We start from the raw sequence: 20,159 nt of genomic DNA, 5'->3' as shown, positions 1-20,159 counted from the left end.
AGCCACCTCCTATTCCGTCTTCCATTCGATTAAATACTGTATCATCTGTTCCTCTTTCCATCCCAGATTTATGGCCTCCAGTATGCGTCGTATTTCGGCGATTCGACCGTTTAACATGTGTATAAAACACACTGCTGCAAGCAGACCGTCATCGGTGAGACTGAAGATTTTTCGACAACGCTGATAGAGATAGCGTTGCCTTGCGATGGGCAAAAAGGAATAATCCTCTTTACCGCCTTCAATCAAACCGCGATAAGGGCTTTGACGAAGCCATACCGTAAAGGCCGGCAAATCCAGGCTTACTACATTCTCCAACGTCTTTCCGTATAGGATCTTTCCGCCCGGAACCATCTGCATGGCCAAATACGGATCTTCATCGCGTAAAAAGCGCTTCGTATGGACGATCCAGGTAATGTTTCGCAAGTCGATCATCGTGCCGAGAAGATCATCGAGAACCACTGCCGTCTTTCCCCCGATGTCTTTCGCTTCCCGACGCAGTCGATGAAAATACCATCGGTTGAAATTGACCATGAGCGAATCGAAATCGATCGATCCCGTATCAACATCGTTTTGAACGATCGGTTCCAGAAGGCGATAATATGGTTTCTCTTTCAGCGTCGAAAGATATGCCGGCACGCTAATGGACGTGTCGGCAGTCAGATGAAGCGTGTCGGCATAAATGCTGTGCTGAATAAAAAGAAGCTGTTCTTTTCGATTATCTCGTTGTAGTACGCGAAGAAAGCGTTGCAACTCCAACAATTCATCTTCCATAAAAAAGCTGTGGAGGAATTGTTTTTGCTTGGCGTCCAAAAACGTCAGCAATTCATCATTTCTTTGACGTTTCCAGGCTTCGAGGCGCTGCTCGCCGGTGCGCACATCATGAAAATCGCCAATGTCCTTACCTACAATCTCGCGCAGAACACGAAATGCGCCCTCCAGGGTCGTTTCTTCCAACAGCCGAGAGAGCTGTTGAGGGTTGAGATATTTCCCAAAGCGCCCGCGTAATTTCGTTACTAAGGCTGTATCAGATCCCATTGTCGTCTCGCAATCGCTCAAACCATTCCGTAGCCATCTTCTCGCGATGCGCATCAAAAAAGCGCCATATCACCGCGATTTGTTCTTCTGACGTCGATACGAGGGCGCTCTCATCCTCTTTTCGTTTTTTTTCAATAGCGTTAACCTGTTCTTCCGCTTGTTCTCGCATTTGACGGTTCGCTTCCCGTTGAAGCTCAGCCATCACCGCTCGCGTGTTGTTCATTTCCGTTTCCAGCACATGATCGGTGTTTTCTTTGAGCTCCCGAGTCGAACGGTCTATGTCGAGGATGGCCTGAATCGTTTCATTCATTTTCGCCTCCTCCTTTTTCCTTTCCACTTTCTCGGTAACCGCCCCTATGGTACTCCTTTTTTGTTGTCAAGAAAAGGGTCACGAGAAAATAGCCGTGACCCTCATCGATTACCGATATTTCTTATAGCGTTCAATATTCTCTTTAGAGAGGAATTCATAGGCGGCATTGATTTCCTGGAATTTTTTCGTAGCTTCCGGATCACTGTTCACATCGGGATGGTATTTTTTCGCCAGCTTGCGATACGCCAGTTTCACCTCGTATTCCGTCGTATCCGTGGAAACGCCCAGCACGCTACAGCTCTTTTCATAAGTGGAACGAAACTGTTCCATGGGATTCGGCCCCGCCCAGGTATTTTGTCCATAGCCATTTTGTCCGCCACCGTAGCCGTAACCACCATAGCCTTGGCCATTAAAGCCCGAGGAACCGTCCGCACGCGGACCGTATTGCCCATCCGATCGGTAGTAGAAGCCGCCGTTACGGAAATACTCATTAAAGATACGATCCCACTTTTCCTTTTCGCGGCGTTGCGCTTCCTCGCGTTTTCTCACCTCTTCTTCCCACAACTTTCGACGATAGGCCGCTCCATAGCTCGAGAAATTACGATTGGAGGATTTTCCCTGTCGCAAGTCATCGGAAAGATCGTAGAGATATTCCGTCAACACGTATTTTCCGTATTCCAGCATCGAGACAAAGCCGCGTCCCAACAGCGGAAAAAGCACTAAAATAAAGAAGATGAGCCATACCCAAGCTGGAAGTCGTATGATGGGAATAAAAAAGAAGAAAAACGGCATGGAAAATAATAAGGTGGCCAAACAGCCGACCAAAGGCGCAAAATAGGCGCGAATGCGTTCCACAAGATTCACCGCAAGTTCCAGCAAAAAAATCAATCCTGAAAATAACAGGTCTATCCCTTTTGCCAATACGTATAGGATATGTCCCAAGAGCACTTTCATGTTTTTCCTCTTCTTCCTTGCACAGAAGCAAAAGCTCTGTGCTGACTTCGACAGGCGACAAAAAGGCATCGCTCATCATGACAATGATTTTTTCCATGGTATCATACCCCTATGAGAGAAAAAATAGAAGGCGGAGAAAAAATGACATCGCATACCATTCTGATCACCGGTGCATCACGAGGCATCGGCCGCGCATGTGCCCTTGCGCTTGCCCGTCCCGGAGCAAAATTGATCGTCCATTATCATACCCATGCAACGGAAGCGGAGCAAACGGCTGCGCTTTGCCGAAAATGTGGCGCAGAAGCCCTTGTCGTACAGGCGGATATTTCCTCTTCCGATGAAGTGAATCACCTGTTTTCCCAAGCGGAGAAACACTTTTCCCCGGTGGACATTTTGGTCAACAATGTCGGCATAGCGGTATACGGCCAGCTGCAGGATATTGCCGATGCCGAGTGGCAACACGTCTTTGCAACCAATGTCAACGGAATGTTTTATTGCACGAGAAGAGCGCTACCCGGCATGATTGCCCGTAAATGGGGACGCATCATTAATGTTTCCAGTATGTGGGGACAGGTCGGAGCGTCCTGTGAAGTGCTCTATTCTTCTACCAAAGGGGCGGTTGACGCCTTTACCAAGGCTGCCGCAAAAGAGTTGGTCTACTCCGGCATTACCGTAAACGCGGTATCTCCCGGCGTCGTAGATACCGATATGTTTTCCGCGCTCGGCGAGGATACCGCCCGTGAGGTTGTGACGGACATCCCGCTCGGCCGTCCGCTTCGCCCGGAAGAAATCGCCCTCTGGGTCAGCCATTTCGCGGCGGATGAGTCCGAAGCCATAACCGGACAGATCCTCGGCATTAACGGCGGAATGGAGATCCACTGATTCGAAGAAGGCTTGCCGAGTCGGCGTGCCTTCCTGCTGCAAAGTTCCTACTGTAAACGATCCGCTGTGCCATGCCGAATCCAATAGAGATACGCTGCCTTAACCGGCTTGTGATACGCTAGTTGCAACGCCCGCGCATAGAGCGCCAATTGCTTGCGGTATCGCTCGGGATTCGGATGTCGATCCGATTTAAAGTCCACTAAAATCATGCCGTCCGGCAGATCGACAAATAAATCAATCTGCCCGTCCACGGCAATTTCACTTTCTTCATAAGGTAAGCGCATTGTAAAGCTATGCTCCCTCACCACGTTTTTCTCATGGGCAATCACCGCTTGTCCCAAAGAACTTTCAAAAAAGCGCAATAAGAGCGCTTCCTCAAGCAGGGATCGCTCCTGCTCTGTAAAGAGCGCACGCGACGCCATCGCGTCCAGTGCTTGTTTCATAGTTTCTTCCGTATAATTTTTTAACGGTAAATTTTGCAGCGCACGATGCAACAACGTGCCTATGGTAGCCGGATCAGCTTCAACCTTTCCCTGCAGAAAAACAGGAAGTGGCATATGCTCGACGCTTTCCGTCGTGCTCGTCTCTGTCTTTGTCGGCGCACCGCCATACCACGGCCAATCTTCAAAATGCGGATCTAAGATTTGATTTTTCCCGGAGAGTTGTGAAACCGTCATTTTTAATGGCAACGGCGTTGTTTCTTCCTTGAGATCGGATGCCTGCAAAATCGCATCGATATCAAGAGCCCCTCCGTTCTCGCGATCGAGTGCCGTATCAGAGAGCGCCGGCAACGTGCGATAGTCTTCGCCTTGCGCAAAAAGAATCTCCAATCCTTCCTGCGACGAGAGGCCCTCGGCACTTGCTGAAAGAATTCCTAACGTCCAATCCAACACTGTATTGCTTTTTTCTAGAAATGCCTCTAAGTCCAGCACTTCCGGTTTTGCTTTCTCTATATTCGTAACGTGTCCCACCAAATATAAGCGATGCACGGCTCGTGTCAGCGCCACATAGAGAATGCGCACTTCTTCCGCGCGCTCTTTGTTAAGAATGGCATTGGTAATGAGGTTTTGATAGGTTGTCTTTTTGCGAAAACAGCTGCCTCCTTCTGGCGCACGGTAGTTCAATTGCAACGCCGTTCCCCACGAGGGATCCGATACCAGTGCCTTTTTCTTCACGGAAGCATTGAATTTTTTCGCCAAATCCACTAAGAATACGACGGAAAATTGCAACCCCTTCGCCTTGTGAATCGTCATCAGGCGAACGACGTTATCTTCTTCCGACAACGGTACGGACGGTAACGTATCTTCGCCATTGCCGGCAGGGCGCAACGCCTCTTTCAAAAATCCTGTCAGATCGCCGCCTTCCCGGCTTTCATAGTCTTCCGCTAAACGTATGAGGGCTAACACGTTTTGCAAACGCATCTCTCCATCTGGAAGCGTGGTCAAATACGCAAATAAGCCGCTCTCCTCGAAAAGAAGCGTCATCCATTCCGAGAGCGGCATTTCCGTATAGCGCTGCCGCCATGCGTTGCGTTTCTCCAAAAAGCGATCTCGCTTCGCCTGCAATGCCTCGGAGACGGACGACGTATCGGAAAGAAAAGCTTCATGGAAAGCACCATCCGGATATGCCGCACGCATTTGCGCCAGTTCTTCCTCTGAAAAGCCGCCCATTTGCGATAACAAAACAGAGAGCAGCGGAATATCATAGCGACGATTATCCATAAAACACAACAGATTTTTGGCCAGTTGCTTCTCGAGCGTTTCCTCTTCTGACGCCGACGCGTCCTGAAAATACGGAATGCCAAAGCGTCGAAATACCTGCTCGTATTCCGGCATGCGAAGGTTCGTACGTGCCAGCACCACACAATCGCGGTACTGACCGCCCGCCTTCACATGCTCTACGATCTGATGCGCCACATAGAAAGGTTCGGAAGAAATTTCATCCAATGCACTTTTCGGTTCCGCATCGTCTTCTTTTTCACGCACATCCTCCAAAACGCAGAGCGTAACCTCGCCTTTTCCCTCATGCTCTGCCGAAGCCTGCGCCCGATGCCCCGATGAATCATATGTCACACCGCCGCGCTGTTGCGTCATCAAGGGCGTAAAAATCCGATTCACAAAATCCAAAATACGACTGTCGCTACGGAAATTGGTTGTCAGGTTAAGGGCTTGCTCTCTGTCGGAAGCTTCATAGCGATTGAAGCGCTGCACAAAGTTTTCCGGCAAAGCCTGGCGAAAACCGTAGATGGATTGTTTCACATCACCGACGAAAAATAAATTATCCTCGCCTGCTAATGTCTCGACAATTTGTTCTTGAATGGCATTGGCATCCTGATATTCATCAAAGAAGATGCGTTGATATTGCTCCTTTAACGACTGCACCACTTCCGGATTTTGCAGTAAACGGATTAATTCGTGTTCGACATCGTTAAAATCCATCCCGTTGGCATCACGTTTTAGCTCTTGTAAGCGATGTCGATACTGTGTGGCTAAAAAAGCAAGCGGACGCAAGCGTTCCTGCAAAAGCTCCTGTTCTCGGGTAATGGCATCCCAATTCCACTGCTCCAGTCCTGCAAGCAATGCCTTAAAATCGTTTTTTAAAGCCGCACGCTGATTTTGAAATACTTCTTTAATGCGCACCGCCTGCGCACCGTCACGTTTTTCGGTTACCGACGGTTGTTTCTCAAAACGGAATGTTACGCCCTGTGCCAAGCGTTCCATCAACGCTTCCCGTTGTTCTTCGGTTAAGGTAAGTGGACCCTTTTCTCCTTCCGCGGCTTCAAATAAAGTGGCACGCAGTTGGGCGCATTCCCGATAGAAGAACTGCACAAAGAACTCCGGCAATTCCTTCCAAGGTAATGCTTCCATCCGACGCAGCTGTCTCTCCACGGAAAGAACCGGCGCGATGACAAGAGCATCCCGAACGCCGTCCATAATCTTTTGAATAGTAGCTTTCTCGGTTACCCCTTCCACGCTCTTTTGCATCCACTGTTCCGGATCGGCAGAAGCATCGGCCAGGCCATCCCACTGTTTTATGAGATCTTGCAAGTCCTGGTCGTCACGACGATTCGTATCCATATAACATGCCAAAAAATCATGCAACGATGCCGCCGATACTGAAAAAGGGTCTTCTTCCGATAAAAGGGTCCCCTGATACGCCGCGCGCAGCACGTTTTCCATGGCCTCTTCCTGCAGCCCTTCCAATTGTCGGCCGGATAAAATATGGAGTCCCGGATCGCGATCCAAAAGGTCAAAGTGACGCTGCAGCACTTCCAGGCAGAACGCATGCAGGGTTTGAATATTGGCCGCCGCTAAGAGATTGAGCTGGCGAAAAATCCAGACAGGATCACTGTTTCCATCGGATAGCCGCTGCTGCAGTGCCTCACGGATACGACTGCGTATCTCACCGGCTGCTTTTTTGGTAAAGGTGACAACCAGCATTTGATCCAGACCGATGTGATGAATGGTAATTTCACGCAAAATGCGTTCAACCAATACACCTGTCTTTCCGGCGCCCGCCTGTGCCGATACGATACGATTGGCGGGCGTTAATTCCAACGCTTTTTTCTGTTCGTCTGTGAAATTCATGCCTCGCCTCCTTTCGGCTCCGTTTCTTGTTGCGCCTTCCAACTTTTCCAATCCGTCGATGGAAGGATACGCTGGGCTCCAAATTGCCGCAGCCGTTCAAAGCGACAAATCGCCGCATAGGGACAATAGTGACATCCTGAGTGTCTTGAAGAATTGGAAATCTTCCAATATACCGGATGGGCAGAAATATAGCCGCTCTCACGAGACGCTGTCAGTTTTTGTGCTTTCTCGACCGATTCCTGCAATAAACGTTCCATTTCCGTCTGCGTGAGCACATTCTCTCTCTTCGTCCAATCCTTTCCGGTGCCGTTAAATTGATAGACAGACGCCGTAGCACTCTCGGCCAAGCGTTCATCCAACGCTTCGCCTACCGGGACGCGACTCAAAAATCCGCTAAGCTTTAATTCCTTCGGCCACAGCAGCGTCTCCCCGTCGCCCTCCTTTTCTTCCGAAAGGGCGGGCGCATGCACGGGGAAATAAAAGGCCCCGAGCGGTTTTGCGTTTTGGGAGGCAGCTTTGAGATAAAGCGGCAGCTGAAGACGGGTGCCGCTCATCATGGCCGTTAAGTCAAAACTCGTATTTCCTGTTTTGTAGTCGATAACTTCCACATAGCGTTGTGCGTTTTCTCGAATGGTATCCACTCGATCCATGCGCCCCTCTAGCAGTACCGATCGCGGGGATTCGGCCAAAACAATACCCGGTAAGTTTCGTCCCGGGCCAAAGGAATATTCGTGATCCACACGGCAAATCTTACTCTTTGCCAAATGCGAAAGCAGACGGGCATGGGTTTCCCGCATGGTTTCTTTAGCTAAATCCAACATAAATGCATTTTTCGGATCGTTGCGCTTTACAGCGTCTAAGAAGTCTTGTATCGATGCGTCACCGGCTTGAAGAAGCACCGCTTCCGACGCAGCAAAGTCGGGAAGTTTTCCCTGTTCCAGATAGTCCGGCAACAACGTCGTCCATTGGTCCACAGCCGCATGCAAAATGCTCCCGATATCCAACGCCCGAATGGATAGATCCTCGCTTTCTTTTGCACGCAAACCATAGCGAACAAAATATTGATACGGGCATGCCGCAAAGCATTCTAATTGTGAGGCACTAATCGTCTCCGAAGGATAAAGGGCGAGGGTAATCTCTTGCGTCAAGAGCGGGCGCTCCGGAGATTCGGCGCCTTCCCGTTCCAGCGTTTCTGCCAGCTCGCGATAGGCGGGCAAAGCTTTCATATGGCTTAAAACGCGTTCGGCAAAACGGCGCACGGCAGGAGAAGTGTCTTCTTCTCGCAATAATGCAGGCAAGCGCTTCAGTAAGAGCCCACGGGAATACAGGATCTCCGGAAAACCGAAAGTATCCTGCACCGTTAGCGCAAGACCCAAACATTCTTTCATGCGTAAGAGCCAGTGGCTGGGTGTCATTGACACATTCGCACTGTCCTGCATCGCCGTGGACAAGGTCAGGCGCTCTGTTGCTTGCTGCAAGACAGAATAGAAATTCAGACGCTCCTCTTCTACCGCAAAGCGTTGCATCGAAGGCAAAGCTTCGCCTTTTTCCAACACCAATGCCTTTTCTTCTTCGCTTAAAAGCCCGGTCTCTTTATGCATGCCCGGCAGCCAAGCATCCGTCATACCGAGTATGAACACATATTTACGTGGTTGCATACGGCTACGGAGCAGATCGCCGACAAATACCTGCTCTTTAAAGGGAGGAATGACCCCCAGTGATATACCGGCAAGACCTTCTTCACAAAGGCCCGCAAACAAGGCAAGATCCGTCTCCTTATCGGCAAAGAGTTCGACCATTTCGTCCAAACGTTCCATGAGAGCACTCCAAACGCGCTCATGGATGGCCAATCTCTCCTCTTCCCCTTCCGCCTGCAGGGTTTCGCCATAGGCAAAGAGGGCATTTTGCGTGGTCGGCGTGCGTAAGGTTTCTACCAATGCTGCCGCAAAATCTTTCACCCGATGCGCCGTTTCGATGCGTCTTGCGAAGAAGTGCAGTCGTTCCAAAACGACGGTATTCACACGACGTGCGACATCATACGGATGACGATAGCGTGCTTCTTCCTCAGCATCACGAAATTGTCGCGTGGGATCCGCCGTAAAATAACGAATCTCCTCAAACATCCCATAGCGAATGTGCCGTTCTTCAATGAAGCGTTGATAGATCTCGATCTCCTCTTCTTCAACGCCCAACAGACCCGCCTTCAAGAAGGCCAGCATCGTTTCGGGACGCGGTCCCTTCAGATTTAAGGCGAGCAAAGCACGAATTGTTCGCAGCAGCGGATGATAGGCCACTTCCTTCACTTCATCGTAGAAAAAGCGAATGCGATCCCTATGGAAGGCGCGTTTGAGCATGGAGGCATATTCCGTCTGCTCCGTTAAAAAGACAGCGATATCGCTAAAGTGCGCCCCTTCTTCTGCCACCAGCTTTTTCATGGCGACCACCAAGCCATCCACTTCCTGCTCGGTATTGCGATAGCTCACGAGGCGTATGCCTTGATTCTTGTGCTCCGACGCCAAAGCCTCTTTAGCAGGATGCAGTGGCGTCTTTAACGCAAAAACCGCCTGCGCCGCCTGTAATGCCTGCTTTTGATAAGGCGTGGCGGGTCGGGCCGCAACAGGACGCAGCGTAACGGATGTCATCGCAGCAAGTTGACGTACAAAACGGGTGCTCAACGAAAACGCCGCAGCATCATCCGTTTTCTCGGAAAGCATCCATTCCAAGGTCTCTGCACCGATTTCCGGCGGTGCGGAAAGAATGGTGCGCGCCATTCCCGGATCCATGGTGACCGAGACATGAAGCGTATGCCCCGTCTTTTCTAGGGCCGCAAGCGCTTCCCCTTCTATCTTTGACATGGAATGAAAGCGATCAAAGAAAAAATCCACACCGTCGAATACCGGAACTTCCGATAATTGCGCAAAGGCATGGCGCATTTGGTCATCGCCATCCAAGCGAATGTTGCCTAATGCTTCTTCATAAGCTTCATAAATAGCGGCAATCTCTGTAAATTTACGGCGCGTGCGATGATTTTCCGGCGCTTTCTCCGCTTGCGCCTGCAGGCGTTGACTATCAATGCCGTACTCTTTCCATTCCTGCATCTGGCGTACAAAATCATCCACCAATTGCGTGCCGATCGTCCCTGCGGTAAAAACCTCTCGTTCCTCTTTTTTGGATTCCAACAGCGAGCGCACCAGCATGCGGCGGCCTTCTTCGGTTAACACCGGCGTGCGCAGACCGCTGCCTTCCTGCAAAATATCGCGAACTAAAGAACGAAAACTTTTAACCTGCGCTTTCATCAGAATCGGCGTGTCCAGAGCAGCAAAAAGAGCCTGCTCCGCTTCCACCGTAAACTGCGAAGGCACCACTAAATAGGCATGTCTTCCGGCAGCAATGCTTTGCCGAATGGCATCGGTTAACGCATACCAAACCTCCATCGGGACACGCGAGGCGTAAAGATTGAGCATTACGCTTCCTCCGCAGGAAAGACGAGGCGTGCTGCGCCGATCATACCCGCTTTATTGCCAAGTTTTGCCTGAACAATGGGCGTTTCCCTTGTGGCGAAAAAAGAATATTTACGATACGCAATGCGAAGCGGCTCGAGCAGCGTATCGCCGGCATTGCTCACGCCGCCGCCAATGACAAAGCATTCGGGATCCAAGGTGGCGCTTAAAACCGCTAAGCCCCGCCCCAGCGTATCAGTGACGTGCTCTACCACGCGCTGACAAAGAGCGTCGCCGTTTTGTGCACCGCGGAAAATGGCACGAGTGTCGTAGCTGTCACCATAGGGGCGTAACGACGATGGCTCATCCGATTGCGCCAAAAGTTCACCGGCATAACGCAGAATATTGGGCGCCGAGCAGACTTGCTCCAAGCAATAATGGCCGCCGCAGCCACATTCGAAAGAAAAAGGCTCCGATAATATCGGCATATGGCCAATCTCACCGCCGGCGCCGTGAACACCCGCTAAGATTTGATCGTTCAAGATGATGCCCCCGCCGATACCCGTGCCGATAATAATAAACACAATGGAGTTGCGATCCGAAGCGGCACCTTGCCACACTTCGCCAAGAGCCGCCACATCCGCATCATTTTCCACAACAATGGGACAAGTAAATCCTTCCTGCTCCTTAAACAGATCTACCAGAGGCACCAGCCCCCAGCTCAGATTGACGCAACCGTTCACGAGTGAATGGTTCATCACCGGACCCGGCACACCAATGCCGATCCCGGCCAACGCTTCTTCCGAATAGCCCTCTTCTTTTAGAAAACTGCGAATCCGTACAGCCATCTCGTGAATCAGCGTATCTTGCGCTTTTGCTTTTCCCGTGGGTATGGAAACAGACTTACAGAGTTTTCCTTTTTCATCAAATAAGCCAAACTTTGCCGTCGTTCCGCCCAGATCTATACCAATATATGCCGTCATGCGCTCCTCCTTCAGGATCTGTCAAGTCTTCTCTATTTTATCATGATGCTGTCGTTCCCGCCCATCAATCGCTTTCCTCGTCCAAACAAAACATGAGCATGTAGTAGGTAATTTTATAACATAGAACAATACGAATGCTTAATGTGCTAATAGAACCTTTATCAACATGTCGCGTTTGAATAAGAGAACAATGGGAAATAACAAAAATAGAAAGGAAACCTTTTCTCTTTGCGTGTGATCTTCTAATACTACTGGTGAAAGGAGAAAATATCCTATGAAAAAAATCTTTTTTCGTTCCCTGAGCGGCTGGACATTCCTCGTTTTTCTATTGCTGTTGACCGCCTGTACCGGACAGAAGGCGCCGGAAGAAAGTGAATCGCTGATCATATTAGAATCGAAGCGGGCTTCCGAATCGTCAGTGGAAAGCCGTGTTCTTGGAAGCGGTGATGGATGGCTGGAGGATATAAGTTTTTATCGCAGTGACGATGTTTTTCCCCTACACGTTGATGGGGAACAGTATCGTCTTGATATAAAGTTAGACGGCGTGAATACCAATTTTCCCGTGGATCTTTCCATGTTTGATTCTCCGCAAATCTATGCCATGGTTTCTTTCGACGGAATCATACCTCACACGATGAAAGAAACAAAAAACAAGATTTTTCCCATTGCGGCGGAGAACGGATGTATGCCCGGAACAATTTCTTTCTCTGTGTCTTCGGATACGAAGGCGTTCGACGAAGAAAATGAAGCGATCCTCCAAGAGTTTATTCATGGCAAACGGGATCGCTTAAACGCGACCGTATATTTGTTTGCTCCGGACGGCTATGGTATTGAAGTCTTAGCCGGCATTCTTCTTCCGGAGAATATCCTGACGGGGATGAATACCATACACGCAAAGGCCGTGGCAAAAGCGTCGCCAATAGGCGATGCGCCTATCCATGTGCGACTTATCGAAGAAAACGGAGAAAACGTATTCGATGTTCAATTCGATTACGATAAACAGATACCTTCCGATGCCGGTGATAGCTACTATCTCCAACTGAATGCTTCCGATCGTTTTCCGTATCGCGCTGTGGAAGGCGAAAATGTGAAAAGAGTGCCTCTAATCAAGACAAACACGGAAGATGAGGAACTGAAAATCAAAAAAGAAGAGCATTATCGTTTTCCGTTAAATACGGCATTGACAAAAGAACAGCGGTTGCGTCTAGAAGGTTTCTTAGCACACCCCGATACACTAGGTTTTCCGCTGTCGATTTCGCTTCATGATCAGCTCGGGCGCATCCGCTGCAAGGCGATTGTGTACATTAATCCCGTACAATAAAGGGAGCTGGCAAAGTTTTGAAATTCGTTAAAAATAAAGAAAGGCACGAAAACGGTAATCGCTTTTGTGCCTTTCTGTTCTCCTATTTTTTTATTTCAGTATCTTGATGCTTGCGTGCATTCTCGGCGCATCCATGGGCAAACTGACATCTGTCTGCCAATGGCCGTCGTCTGGAGTAAAAGTGATCGTTATTTCCTGTCCGTCACAGGCATCCATTCTTCATGGCTCTTCTATCCCCTTTCAAGAGACTACGGAATGTGACGGTTGGCGTTTTATGGAATCGTTTATCGTGATTGTACTTATATATTTTACACAATATTATGGACTCGCGTACACCTTTGGGTATCTATGAAAAGAATGATAGAACGATGCGCTGTTATAATGCAGCATCTACATGTGAAAGAACCCTCTGAAGGAGGATACTATGCCAAGCTATGAGTTATATAAAAAAGATGTCTGCCCCTACTGCCAAAAAGTGATGCGCTTTATGGAGAAACATCATGTTCAAGGCGTTGAAATGAAGGATATCGTAGAAGAGCCCAAAAATAAGGAAGATCTGATCGCCCGTGGCGGAATGAATCAGGTTCCCTGCCTCTTTATTGACGGAGAAGCTCTCTATGAATCGGATGACATTATTCAATATATGAAGGAACATCTGGTAACGGATGCCTCTGACGACGATGGAGACGATAGCGCACCCGGCGTTTGCAACGTGCTGTAGTTCGCACGCTTCGATCCAAATTTTAAGCAAATCACGGTGGAAAATCTGAGAAAACGGATTCTCCGCCGTGATTTTTATGCTTTTATGGGGAGGGCGTTGCATGTGGCCAATTCACCTTTATAAACTCCCATGTACTCCAGATAAAAAGGGTAAATATTTTTTTAAAGCGGAAGGAGGTTTTGTGATGAATAAAAGAAATCAATGGTTCCCCCTTCTGGTGCTTTTTGCCATTCTTGCGTTCTTCTTTTTACGACAAGGAACCGCAGTGCCTGTGCACAAGACGGAAATTGACTCTGAAGCATCGATAAGCCAAGAAATAAAAACGGAAGCGCTGCAAAAAGAGGGGCGATACTACACTAAAGAAGAAGTAGCTGCGTACATCCATGCGTTCGGCACTTTGCCGACAAATTACATCACAAAAAAGGAGGCCGAAGAAAAAAACTGGTCGACTTCCGATAATAATGGTTATGTGATCGGTGGCGATCGCTTCGGCAATCGCGAGGGAAAATTGCCCATGAAAAAAGGGCGCGTTTATTACGAAGCCGATCTCATTGCCGGCTATGACGAGCATCGCGGCTCGGAACGTCTGGTGTTCTCAAACGATGGTGCCATCTATTATACCGGGGATCATTATGAGCATTTTGAGCAATTATACGGATCGGGGGAGTAAATGAATCGTTATGTGTTAAACGGTACCTCCTTTACGTCCCGCGAAGCGGCATTCTCCTATATGCAACAGATCTTTCAATGGCCGAATTATGTTGGCCATAATTTAGATGCCCTTTGGGATGTGTTACAAGACCTACAAGGGGTCGAGATTGAAATTAACGAGGCGCGCGCCATTCCTGAGCAATTGGGTGATTACGGCCTACGCCTGTTGGATGTATTCGGGGATTTGCAACGAGAAGAAGGCTACAGCGTCCATATTTATTGGTAAACAGGCTGGATGGATTGGTAAGCAAGTTGGTCGGAATCCGCCGTGGTTTACGGCGGCTTTTCGCACTTTTGCGCTTTGCTGCCGTAATTTTCCGCCGTGGTTTACGGCGGCTTTTCGCACTTTTGCGCTTTGCTGCCGTAATTTTCCGCCGTAAAGATATAATGCCAACATTATAAAAAGAAAAGGGACTAACCCAAAGGCTGGTCTTGACACAATACCGAAGATTGAGTCGCCACATTTCAACGCTTTTGCATTTCGAAATGCAGACGTCTTGCCTTTTGAATCAGTCCACTTTGCTATGGAGATGGAGGGAATCGAACCCTCGTCCAAGAGAACATCCGAACGAGTTTCTCCGAGCGCAGTTTATTTCGGTTGTTTCCCGAATGACCGGCGAAATAAACAAACGATGGCATTCGGTAGCTTCATGAGTCCAACCTGCGGGCAAAGCTTAGCGCAGGAAGTTTCCCGAGATCGTTGAGGTCAGTCCGTCTGTTACGGGTCCAGTCGGAGGACCGGCAGCCATGGTTAGGCCGCGTAAGCTAATTCGTTGTCGTTAGCAGTTATTGGTTTTGCCTGATTAACGTCATCTGCCTGACGGCTCGCTTCTCCTTTTTCCGTTCCCCTGTCGAAACCGGGCATCCCCGTGTTTTTTATTATAGCATACAAAGCAAACGACATTTTAGACGTTTTAAAAGAGAGAAGGGATCACTTTCTCACTTAGGAAACGGCCGGACTTACTCTGTCTCTTCTGTCGGTTCGCCTTCCTCATTTACGGACGACGTCTCAACTTGTTCGCCATTTGATTCGGGTGTTTCCGTTTCCCTCTGCGAAGTTTCATTTTCCCATTCTGTATTTTCGGTGATGGAGGAAGAAAAATCATTGGTTTCTTCCGGATCACCCGTCTCATATTCGTCGGTCGATGCATGGCCGTTAATATAGTCCATGATATTGTAGACCGGAATATCAGCATAATCTTCCTCATGCAAAGAATAGGTCTTTGGTGAGGCCGGCGGAACAGACTTGCCGTCCAGAACATATTGCATATCCTTAAGAATGTCCCGCTTACTCTCCTGGCTGGGCAGGAACATAAACAGCGACGAATCGGGCATCTGATACGAGGGCAATCCCATCGTACCGAAACCTTGAAGCTGAGAAGAAGAAACGGTCCACTTCCGATTGTTTTCAATTTGATAGTTGATATAATCCACCATCGTTTGACGAGGCATATTGGTCGAAACTTCTTTTCCAATCACCTGCAAGAGAGAAGGATAATTCATCAAAATGGCCGGAGAAGCCACCCGCTCAATAAGTGCCTTCATGATGCGCACGTGATTTCTTCCGCGCGCCATTTCTCCATCACCCAGACCATAACGCTCACGGGCAAAAACAAGCGTCTGCTTGCCATCCAGATGAATCCTCCCGGTGTTGAAATAGTAGCCTTGCGCTTCAAAGGCTTCCGAGTTCTCAACATCTACGCCATCCAACACATCCACAATGTCCACTATGGAATCAAAGTTAACCATGACATGATATTTGATTTTGATACCGAAAAAGTTTTCGAGCGTTTCTTCGGATGTCTGAACACCGAAGTTTCCCGAATGCGTTAACTTGTCATATTGGTTTTCGCCTCTTCCGGCAATACGCATATAGGCATCGCGCGGGACGGTCGTAATATGAACGGTATGCGTTGCCGGGTTGACGGTCAGAATCATGTTGACATCGCTTCGTGAGGTCGTTTCCAACGGACCTCTGGTATCTTTTCCGCTGAGATAAACATGGAAAGGTTGGACCAGTTCTTCCTGCGTCAACGGAATATCCGGTTTTTCGGCGCTCTCTTCGCCGGGAAACATCGATTTTTGCGACACAAAATCAAGCGTTTGAATGGAAGACCAAACATAATAACCGCTGACTGCTTCTGCGGACATAATCAAAAAGAGCAAAACACCGGCGACCGCCGCCGAGCCGCGTTTCGTGTAAACAAAGCCGATCATCAGCAAGAGATTGAGCACGAAAAAGATGCCCACCAACAGCAGCCGTTCCTTTAACGGTAAAAAATGATGAATGAAAAAGATGGCGCCAAAGCACACATAGATCATCACGCCGAGAAAAACGACCACTTTTTTGAATTTATTCATGTTTTTGCTCCCGTAGCTCTATCTGTTGATCGTGAGGCAGACCTATGCCCTCACGAAAATTCACAATAGATAAATTATACACTAATCGGATGAAATTCTGTTTTTTTCTCGCGCGTCATAAGCGAAAAAACCGTGGAGCGCACATCCGCGCCGCAAAGAACGTCGTAAACGGCATCGGCAAGCGGCATCTCCACCCCATAGCGACTCGCCAATGCACGTGCAGCGGGCAAAGCGTTCATACCTTCCACCACCTGCCCCACTTCACGAACCGCCTCTTCCGGTGAAAAGCCTTTGCCGATAAGTTCTCCGCACTGATGGTTGCGGCTATGCACGGACGTGGCCGTCACAATCAAATCGCCATAGCCGGCAAGACCCGCGAAGGTTTCCGGCGCGCAACCCAAAGCAAGTCCAAGGCGCGTCATCTCGGCCATTCCACGCGTAATGATGGCCGCTTTCGCGTTATCGCCGAACCCGAGACCATCAGAAATGCCGGCGGCAAGAGCAATAATATTTTTCAGTGCACCGCAAAGCTCCACGCCGTGAATATCCCGATTCGTATACACCCGAAACTGTTCGTTCATGAAGGCGTCTTGAACGCTCTTGGCCGCCCATTCATCAAGGCTGGCGGATACAATCGCCGAGGGTAGATCTTTTGCTACTTCTTCGGCGTGGGTCGGTCCGGATAAAGCGACAAGGGCAAAACGCTCCTGCGGTCTCTTTTGTGTCAGAACATCCTGTATCACGCCGGTCAACGTCAAGCCGGTATCTTTTTCGATGCCTTTGGCGACATCTACCAAAATCTGATGTGCTGAAAGAAATGGTGCCGCCTCTTCGGTTGTTATCCGCACATAGGGTGAAGGCACGGCGAAAACGACCAACCCCTTTTTACAAACCGCTTTCTCCAAATCAGCAGTAAAACAAAGGCTGGTCGGCATTTCCGCATCTCCCAGATGCGGATGGCGATGCGTTTTTTCGATCTTCTCCAACTCTTCGGGGAATTTCGACCACAAGGTAACGGCATGCCCGTTCTTGGCTAATAGACGTGCGAGCGCGCTTCCCCACGTGCCGGCGCCCAAAACAGCAATTTTCATCGCGTCCCTCCCTGCACTGTTTAATCTCTATTAACTATCGTACCACGTCTTGCCGGTGTACGTGAATAGCGTAAGGCGGAACCACGACTGGAGGTCTGGGCAGGAAGAGGGAAAAAGGATATAATCGAACCAACATCGCGTAAGATGGATTTGAGACATCAAAAAGGAGGAGATATGGCGATCTATCTAAAAGAACCATCTCGTACATTTAGCGAATATCTGTTGATTCCCGGCTATTCATCCAGTGAATGCCGTGTGGAAAATGTCAATCTGACAACACCATTGGTCCGTTTTCGTCGAGGCGAAGAACCGGAACATACGTTAAGCATTCCGATGGTTTCCGCTGTCATGCAGTCCGTTTCTAATGATACGCTCGCCATCGCTTTAGCCCGTGAAGGCGGTCTTTCTTTTATATATGGGTCGCAATCTCCCGAGAGTCAGGCGGCCATGGTTGCGAATGTCAAAGGATACAAAGCCGGCTTTGTGCCCAGTGATGCCAATATCTCCCCGGAAAAAACGCTGAAGGATGTCTTAAAATTAAAGCAAAAAACCGGTCATTCCACGATGGCGGTGACGGAAGACGGTACACAACATGGAAAATTGGTCGGCATTGTTACCAGTCGCGATTACCGCGTCTCCCGTATGGATCCTGCCACTCCGGTTCATGAATTCATGACACCGTTTGAAGATCTGATTTTCGGTCAGGAGGGCATGACTCTGAAAGAAGCCAATGATGTCATTTGGGAGAAAAAGCTGAATGCTTTGCCCATTATTGACCGTAATCAACGGCTGCTCTATTTTGTATTCCGTAAGGACTACGACAGCCATAAAGAAAATCCCCAGGAATTATTGGATGCGAAAAAGCGCTTAAAGGTCGGCGCCGGAATCAATACCCGAGACTACGAGACACGCGTTCCGCTGTTGGTCGAAGCGGGAGCCGATGTCCTCTGCATTGATTCCAGCGAAGGATTCAGTGAATGGCAAAAGAAAACCATCGATTGGATTCGCGAACGCTATGGCGATACGGTAAAAGTGGGCGCCGGCAATGTGGTGGACGGCGAGGGATTCCGCTTCCTGGCAGATTGCGGAGCGGATTTCATCAAAATCGGCATTGGCGGCGGTTCCATCTGCATTACTCGTGAAACCAAGGGTATTGGCCGAGGACAGGCCACTGCCGTTATGGATGTCGCACAGGCACGCGACGAGTACTACAAAGAAACCGGCATCTATGTCCCCATCTGTTCCGACGGTGGTATCGTCTACGACTATCACATTACACTTGCGCTGGCTATGGGCGCGGACTTCGTCATGCTCGGCCGTTATTTTGCACGTTTTGATGAATCTCCTACCGCAAAAGTGAATGTTAATGGTACATCCATGAAGGAATACTGGGGCGAAGGCAGTGCACGCGCGCGCAACTGGCAACGCTATGATCTGGGCGGTGAAGCGCATCTCCAGTTTGAAGAAGGTGTCGATTCCTATGTTCCCTATGCCGGTTCCCTTAAAGACAATGTGGGAATTTCTCTGCACAAAGTAAAAGCAACAATGTGCAATTGCGGAGCCTTATCCATTGCCGAGTTGCACGAAAAAGCAAAACTGACTCTCGTTTCTTCCACCTCCATTATTGAAGGCGGTGCGCATGACGTGATGCTGAAAACAAATCGGTCACAAATCAACTAAAGACATCGGAAAGGTCAAAATACAAGACGAGATAAGCAAAGCCCTTCGTTGCCATGCGCAACGAAGGGCTTTTTCGTTTCTTTGTTTTCTTCACTAATCGTTCATCCGCACACTCACTTCCCCGGAGGACAGGGCTTCTTCACTTCCGTCGTCATAACGCACAAGAAGGTGACAGGCTTCATCAATATCGATAGCGTAGGCATCCGTTTTTTTATCCCCCCGCCAAACTTGAACGGCTTTGCCGAGGACAAAGCATCGACGGCGATACTCCTCAACATAGCGATGGCTGTCCTCCTGCTCATAGTATGCAAAAAAACGTTGCAAAAAGGCAGAAGCCAGGCGGTTTTTTGCATCTTTTTGTGGAGAAGAAAAAATGGCGGTAGCCACATCTTTAACTTCTTCGGGGAATCCGCCTTCGGGGAGATAAACATTGACGCCTGCGCCCAACACGGCATAGGCAACGCGGCCGTTCTCCATATTCAACGACGCTTCGGTTAAAATCCCGCATACTTTTTTATCCCCCAAAAAGATGTCGTTCACCCATTTTATCGATGCATTCTGTCCGCTGATGCTTTCGATCGCTTCGCACATAGCGACCGCCGCCATCGTCGTAATGTGTACGGTTTCCGACAACAGGCGATTCTCGGGACGAAGCAGAAGACTGAGATAAACCCCGGTATTCGCAGGAGAATAGAAAGAACGCTGACGTCGTCCTCTCCCCTTGGTCTGCTCTCCGGCAATGACACAAGCGCCTTGTGGAGCGCCGGCATCCGCCTTTTCTTTCAATAGTAGGTTTGTCGACGTCACCACCGGCAGTACGGTCAAATCGACCAAAGAAGGGTTTGATAAATATTTACGAATCCCCTGTGCGGAAAGGATATCCGTATCTTCGGAAAAACAATAACCGCGGTTCGTAACAGCGGTAATGGCATAGCCTTCTTCCCGCAGCGATTGCACACCTTTCCAGATCGCTGTGCGAGAAACGCCCAAATTCTCCGCTAACTGCTGTCCCGAATAAAATATGCCGCGATGTGCTTCAAAATAAGCCAGCAGCTTTTCCTTTGTTGTCATTGTCTCCCCCTC

The 20,159-nt window shown here is 49.2% G+C and carries 15 protein-coding genes and 1 other RNA gene; 6 read left to right on the top strand and 10 right to left on the bottom strand.

Features of this window, described 5'->3' with window-relative positions:
• Positions 1 to 9 precede the first annotated feature (9 nt).
• The 3 genes from BN3910_RS01515 to BN3910_RS01505 form a co-directional block, all read right to left on the bottom strand.
• The gene (locus tag BN3910_RS01515) at positions 10 to 1,035 is read right to left on the bottom strand and encodes a V-type ATPase subunit (protein ID WP_066923633.1); all 1,026 of its coding nucleotides are present in this window, start codon (positions 1,033 to 1,035) and stop codon (positions 10 to 12) included.
• Positions 1,025 to 1,345: a hypothetical protein gene (locus tag BN3910_RS01510; RefSeq protein WP_066923631.1), complete on the bottom strand. Its 321-nt coding sequence runs from the start codon at positions 1,343 to 1,345 to the stop codon at positions 1,025 to 1,027. Before BN3910_RS01510 ends, BN3910_RS01515 begins: the two co-directional genes overlap by 11 nt.
• 108 nt (positions 1,346 to 1,453) lie before the next feature.
• Complete coding sequence (locus BN3910_RS01505) at positions 1,454 to 2,299, bottom strand: DnaJ domain-containing protein (RefSeq protein WP_066923629.1); 846 nt, start codon at positions 2,297 to 2,299, stop codon at positions 1,454 to 1,456.
• A 141-nt stretch (positions 2,300 to 2,440) separates the two neighbouring features.
• On the opposite strand from BN3910_RS01505, the gene ymfI reads away from it, so the two are divergent.
• Positions 2,441 to 3,181 carry an elongation factor P 5-aminopentanone reductase gene (gene ymfI / locus BN3910_RS01500; protein ID WP_066923627.1) on the top strand — a complete coding sequence of 247 codons (741 nt, stop codon included), beginning with the start codon at positions 2,441 to 2,443 and terminating at the stop codon, positions 3,179 to 3,181.
• A 47-nt stretch (positions 3,182 to 3,228) separates the two neighbouring features.
• On the opposite strand, the gene BN3910_RS01495 is transcribed toward ymfI, so the two are convergent.
• From BN3910_RS01495 to BN3910_RS01485, 3 genes are read right to left on the bottom strand one after another with little or no spacing between them, the layout of a single operon-like run.
• Positions 3,229 to 6,768, bottom strand: a complete 3,540-nt coding sequence (locus tag BN3910_RS01495) for a UvrD-helicase domain-containing protein (RefSeq protein WP_066923625.1) — start codon at positions 6,766 to 6,768, stop codon at positions 3,229 to 3,231.
• Entirely contained in the window at positions 6,765 to 10,232 is a 3,468-nt protein-coding gene (locus tag BN3910_RS01490) for a PD-(D/E)XK nuclease family protein (protein ID WP_066923623.1), read from the bottom strand. The genes BN3910_RS01495 and BN3910_RS01490 overlap by 4 nt, the downstream gene beginning before the upstream one ends.
• Positions 10,232 to 11,191 (bottom strand): ROK family glucokinase, encoded by a 960-nt coding sequence (locus BN3910_RS01485; protein WP_066923621.1) that lies wholly within the window; start codon positions 11,189 to 11,191, stop codon positions 10,232 to 10,234. Before BN3910_RS01485 ends, BN3910_RS01490 begins: the two co-directional genes overlap by 1 nt.
• A 274-nt stretch (positions 11,192 to 11,465) precedes the next feature.
• On the opposite strand from BN3910_RS01485, the gene BN3910_RS01480 reads away from it, so the two are divergent.
• The 4 genes from BN3910_RS01480 (at position 11,466) to BN3910_RS01465 (ending at position 14,170) form a co-directional block, all read left to right on the top strand.
• Positions 11,466 to 12,512, top strand: coding sequence for a hypothetical protein (locus BN3910_RS01480; RefSeq protein WP_066923619.1), 1,047 nt, complete (start codon positions 11,466 to 11,468; stop codon positions 12,510 to 12,512).
• A gap of 424 nt (positions 12,513 to 12,936) precedes the next feature.
• A complete protein-coding gene (locus BN3910_RS01475; RefSeq protein WP_066923617.1) occupies positions 12,937 to 13,233 on the top strand; it encodes a glutaredoxin family protein in 297 nt (98 codons plus the stop codon).
• Positions 13,234 to 13,417: 184 nt separating this feature from the next.
• Complete coding sequence (locus BN3910_RS01470; RefSeq protein ID WP_066923615.1) at positions 13,418 to 13,903, top strand: ribonuclease domain-containing protein; 486 nt, start codon at positions 13,418 to 13,420, stop codon at positions 13,901 to 13,903.
• Positions 13,904 to 14,170 (top strand): barstar family protein, encoded by a 267-nt coding sequence (locus BN3910_RS01465; protein ID WP_066923613.1) that lies wholly within the window; start codon positions 13,904 to 13,906, stop codon positions 14,168 to 14,170. It begins immediately after the preceding gene.
• Positions 14,171 to 14,466: 296 nt separating this feature from the next.
• Here BN3910_RS01465 and ssrA read toward each other — a convergent pair.
• From ssrA to BN3910_RS01450, 3 genes are all read right to left on the bottom strand, one after another.
• Positions 14,467 to 14,813: a transfer-messenger RNA gene (gene ssrA / locus BN3910_RS01460) on the bottom strand.
• 91 nt (positions 14,814 to 14,904) lie between these two features.
• On the bottom strand, positions 14,905 to 16,305 hold the full coding sequence (locus BN3910_RS01455; protein ID WP_066923611.1) for an LCP family protein: 1,401 nt from the start codon (positions 16,303 to 16,305) through the stop codon (positions 14,905 to 14,907).
• Positions 16,306 to 16,379: 74 nt separating this feature from the next.
• The gene (locus BN3910_RS01450; protein ID WP_066923609.1) at positions 16,380 to 17,396 is read right to left on the bottom strand and encodes an NAD(P)H-dependent glycerol-3-phosphate dehydrogenase; all 1,017 of its coding nucleotides are present in this window, start codon (positions 17,394 to 17,396) and stop codon (positions 16,380 to 16,382) included.
• Positions 17,397 to 17,570: 174 nt separating this feature from the next.
• On the opposite strand from BN3910_RS01450, the gene BN3910_RS01445 reads away from it, so the two are divergent.
• The gene (locus BN3910_RS01445) at positions 17,571 to 19,076 is read left to right on the top strand and encodes an IMP dehydrogenase (RefSeq protein WP_066923607.1); all 1,506 of its coding nucleotides are present in this window, start codon (positions 17,571 to 17,573) and stop codon (positions 19,074 to 19,076) included.
• 93 nt (positions 19,077 to 19,169) lie between these two features.
• On the opposite strand, the gene BN3910_RS01440 is transcribed toward BN3910_RS01445, so the two are convergent.
• Entirely contained in the window at positions 19,170 to 20,147 is a 978-nt protein-coding gene (locus tag BN3910_RS01440; RefSeq protein WP_066923605.1) for a biotin--[acetyl-CoA-carboxylase] ligase, read from the bottom strand.
• Positions 20,148 to 20,159: the final 12 nt, after the last annotated feature.

Origin of the sequence: Murdochiella massiliensis (assembly GCF_900059565.1) — a bacterium.
Classification (GTDB): domain Bacteria; phylum Bacillota; class Clostridia; order Tissierellales; family Peptoniphilaceae; genus Murdochiella; species Murdochiella massiliensis.
The sequence above is the reverse complement of the archived record's forward strand: the minus strand, read 5'-3'. Positions and strand labels throughout refer to the sequence as shown.

Bases quoted from the DNA above. Each gene is read 5' to 3' on its own strand.
- BN3910_RS01515 (WP_066923633.1), bottom strand. From the start codon at position 1,035: ATGGGATCTGATACAGCCTTAGTAACGAAATTACGCGGGCGCTTTGGG.
- BN3910_RS01510 (WP_066923631.1), bottom strand. From the start codon at position 1,345: ATGAATGAAACGATTCAGGCCATCCTCGACATAGACCGTTCGACTCGG.
- BN3910_RS01505 (WP_066923629.1), bottom strand. From the start codon at position 2,299: ATGAAAGTGCTCTTGGGACATATCCTATACGTATTGGCAAAAGGGATA.
- ymfI (WP_066923627.1), top strand. From the start codon at position 2,441: ATGACATCGCATACCATTCTGATCACCGGTGCATCACGAGGCATCGGC.
- BN3910_RS01495 (WP_066923625.1), bottom strand. From the start codon at position 6,768: ATGAATTTCACAGACGAACAGAAAAAAGCGTTGGAATTAACGCCCGCC.
- BN3910_RS01490 (WP_066923623.1), bottom strand. From the start codon at position 10,232: ATGCTCAATCTTTACGCCTCGCGTGTCCCGATGGAGGTTTGGTATGCG.
- BN3910_RS01485 (WP_066923621.1), bottom strand. From the start codon at position 11,191: ATGACGGCATATATTGGTATAGATCTGGGCGGAACGACGGCAAAGTTT.
- BN3910_RS01480 (WP_066923619.1), top strand. From the start codon at position 11,466: ATGAAAAAAATCTTTTTTCGTTCCCTGAGCGGCTGGACATTCCTCGTT.
- BN3910_RS01475 (WP_066923617.1), top strand. From the start codon at position 12,937: ATGCCAAGCTATGAGTTATATAAAAAAGATGTCTGCCCCTACTGCCAA.
- BN3910_RS01470 (WP_066923615.1), top strand. From the start codon at position 13,418: ATGAATAAAAGAAATCAATGGTTCCCCCTTCTGGTGCTTTTTGCCATT.
- BN3910_RS01465 (WP_066923613.1), top strand. From the start codon at position 13,904: ATGAATCGTTATGTGTTAAACGGTACCTCCTTTACGTCCCGCGAAGCG.
- BN3910_RS01455 (WP_066923611.1), bottom strand. From the start codon at position 16,305: ATGAATAAATTCAAAAAAGTGGTCGTTTTTCTCGGCGTGATGATCTAT.
- BN3910_RS01450 (WP_066923609.1), bottom strand. From the start codon at position 17,396: ATGAAAATTGCTGTTTTGGGCGCCGGCACGTGGGGAAGCGCGCTCGCA.
- BN3910_RS01445 (WP_066923607.1), top strand. From the start codon at position 17,571: ATGGCGATCTATCTAAAAGAACCATCTCGTACATTTAGCGAATATCTG.
- BN3910_RS01440 (WP_066923605.1), bottom strand. From the start codon at position 20,147: ATGACAACAAAGGAAAAGCTGCTGGCTTATTTTGAAGCACATCGCGGC.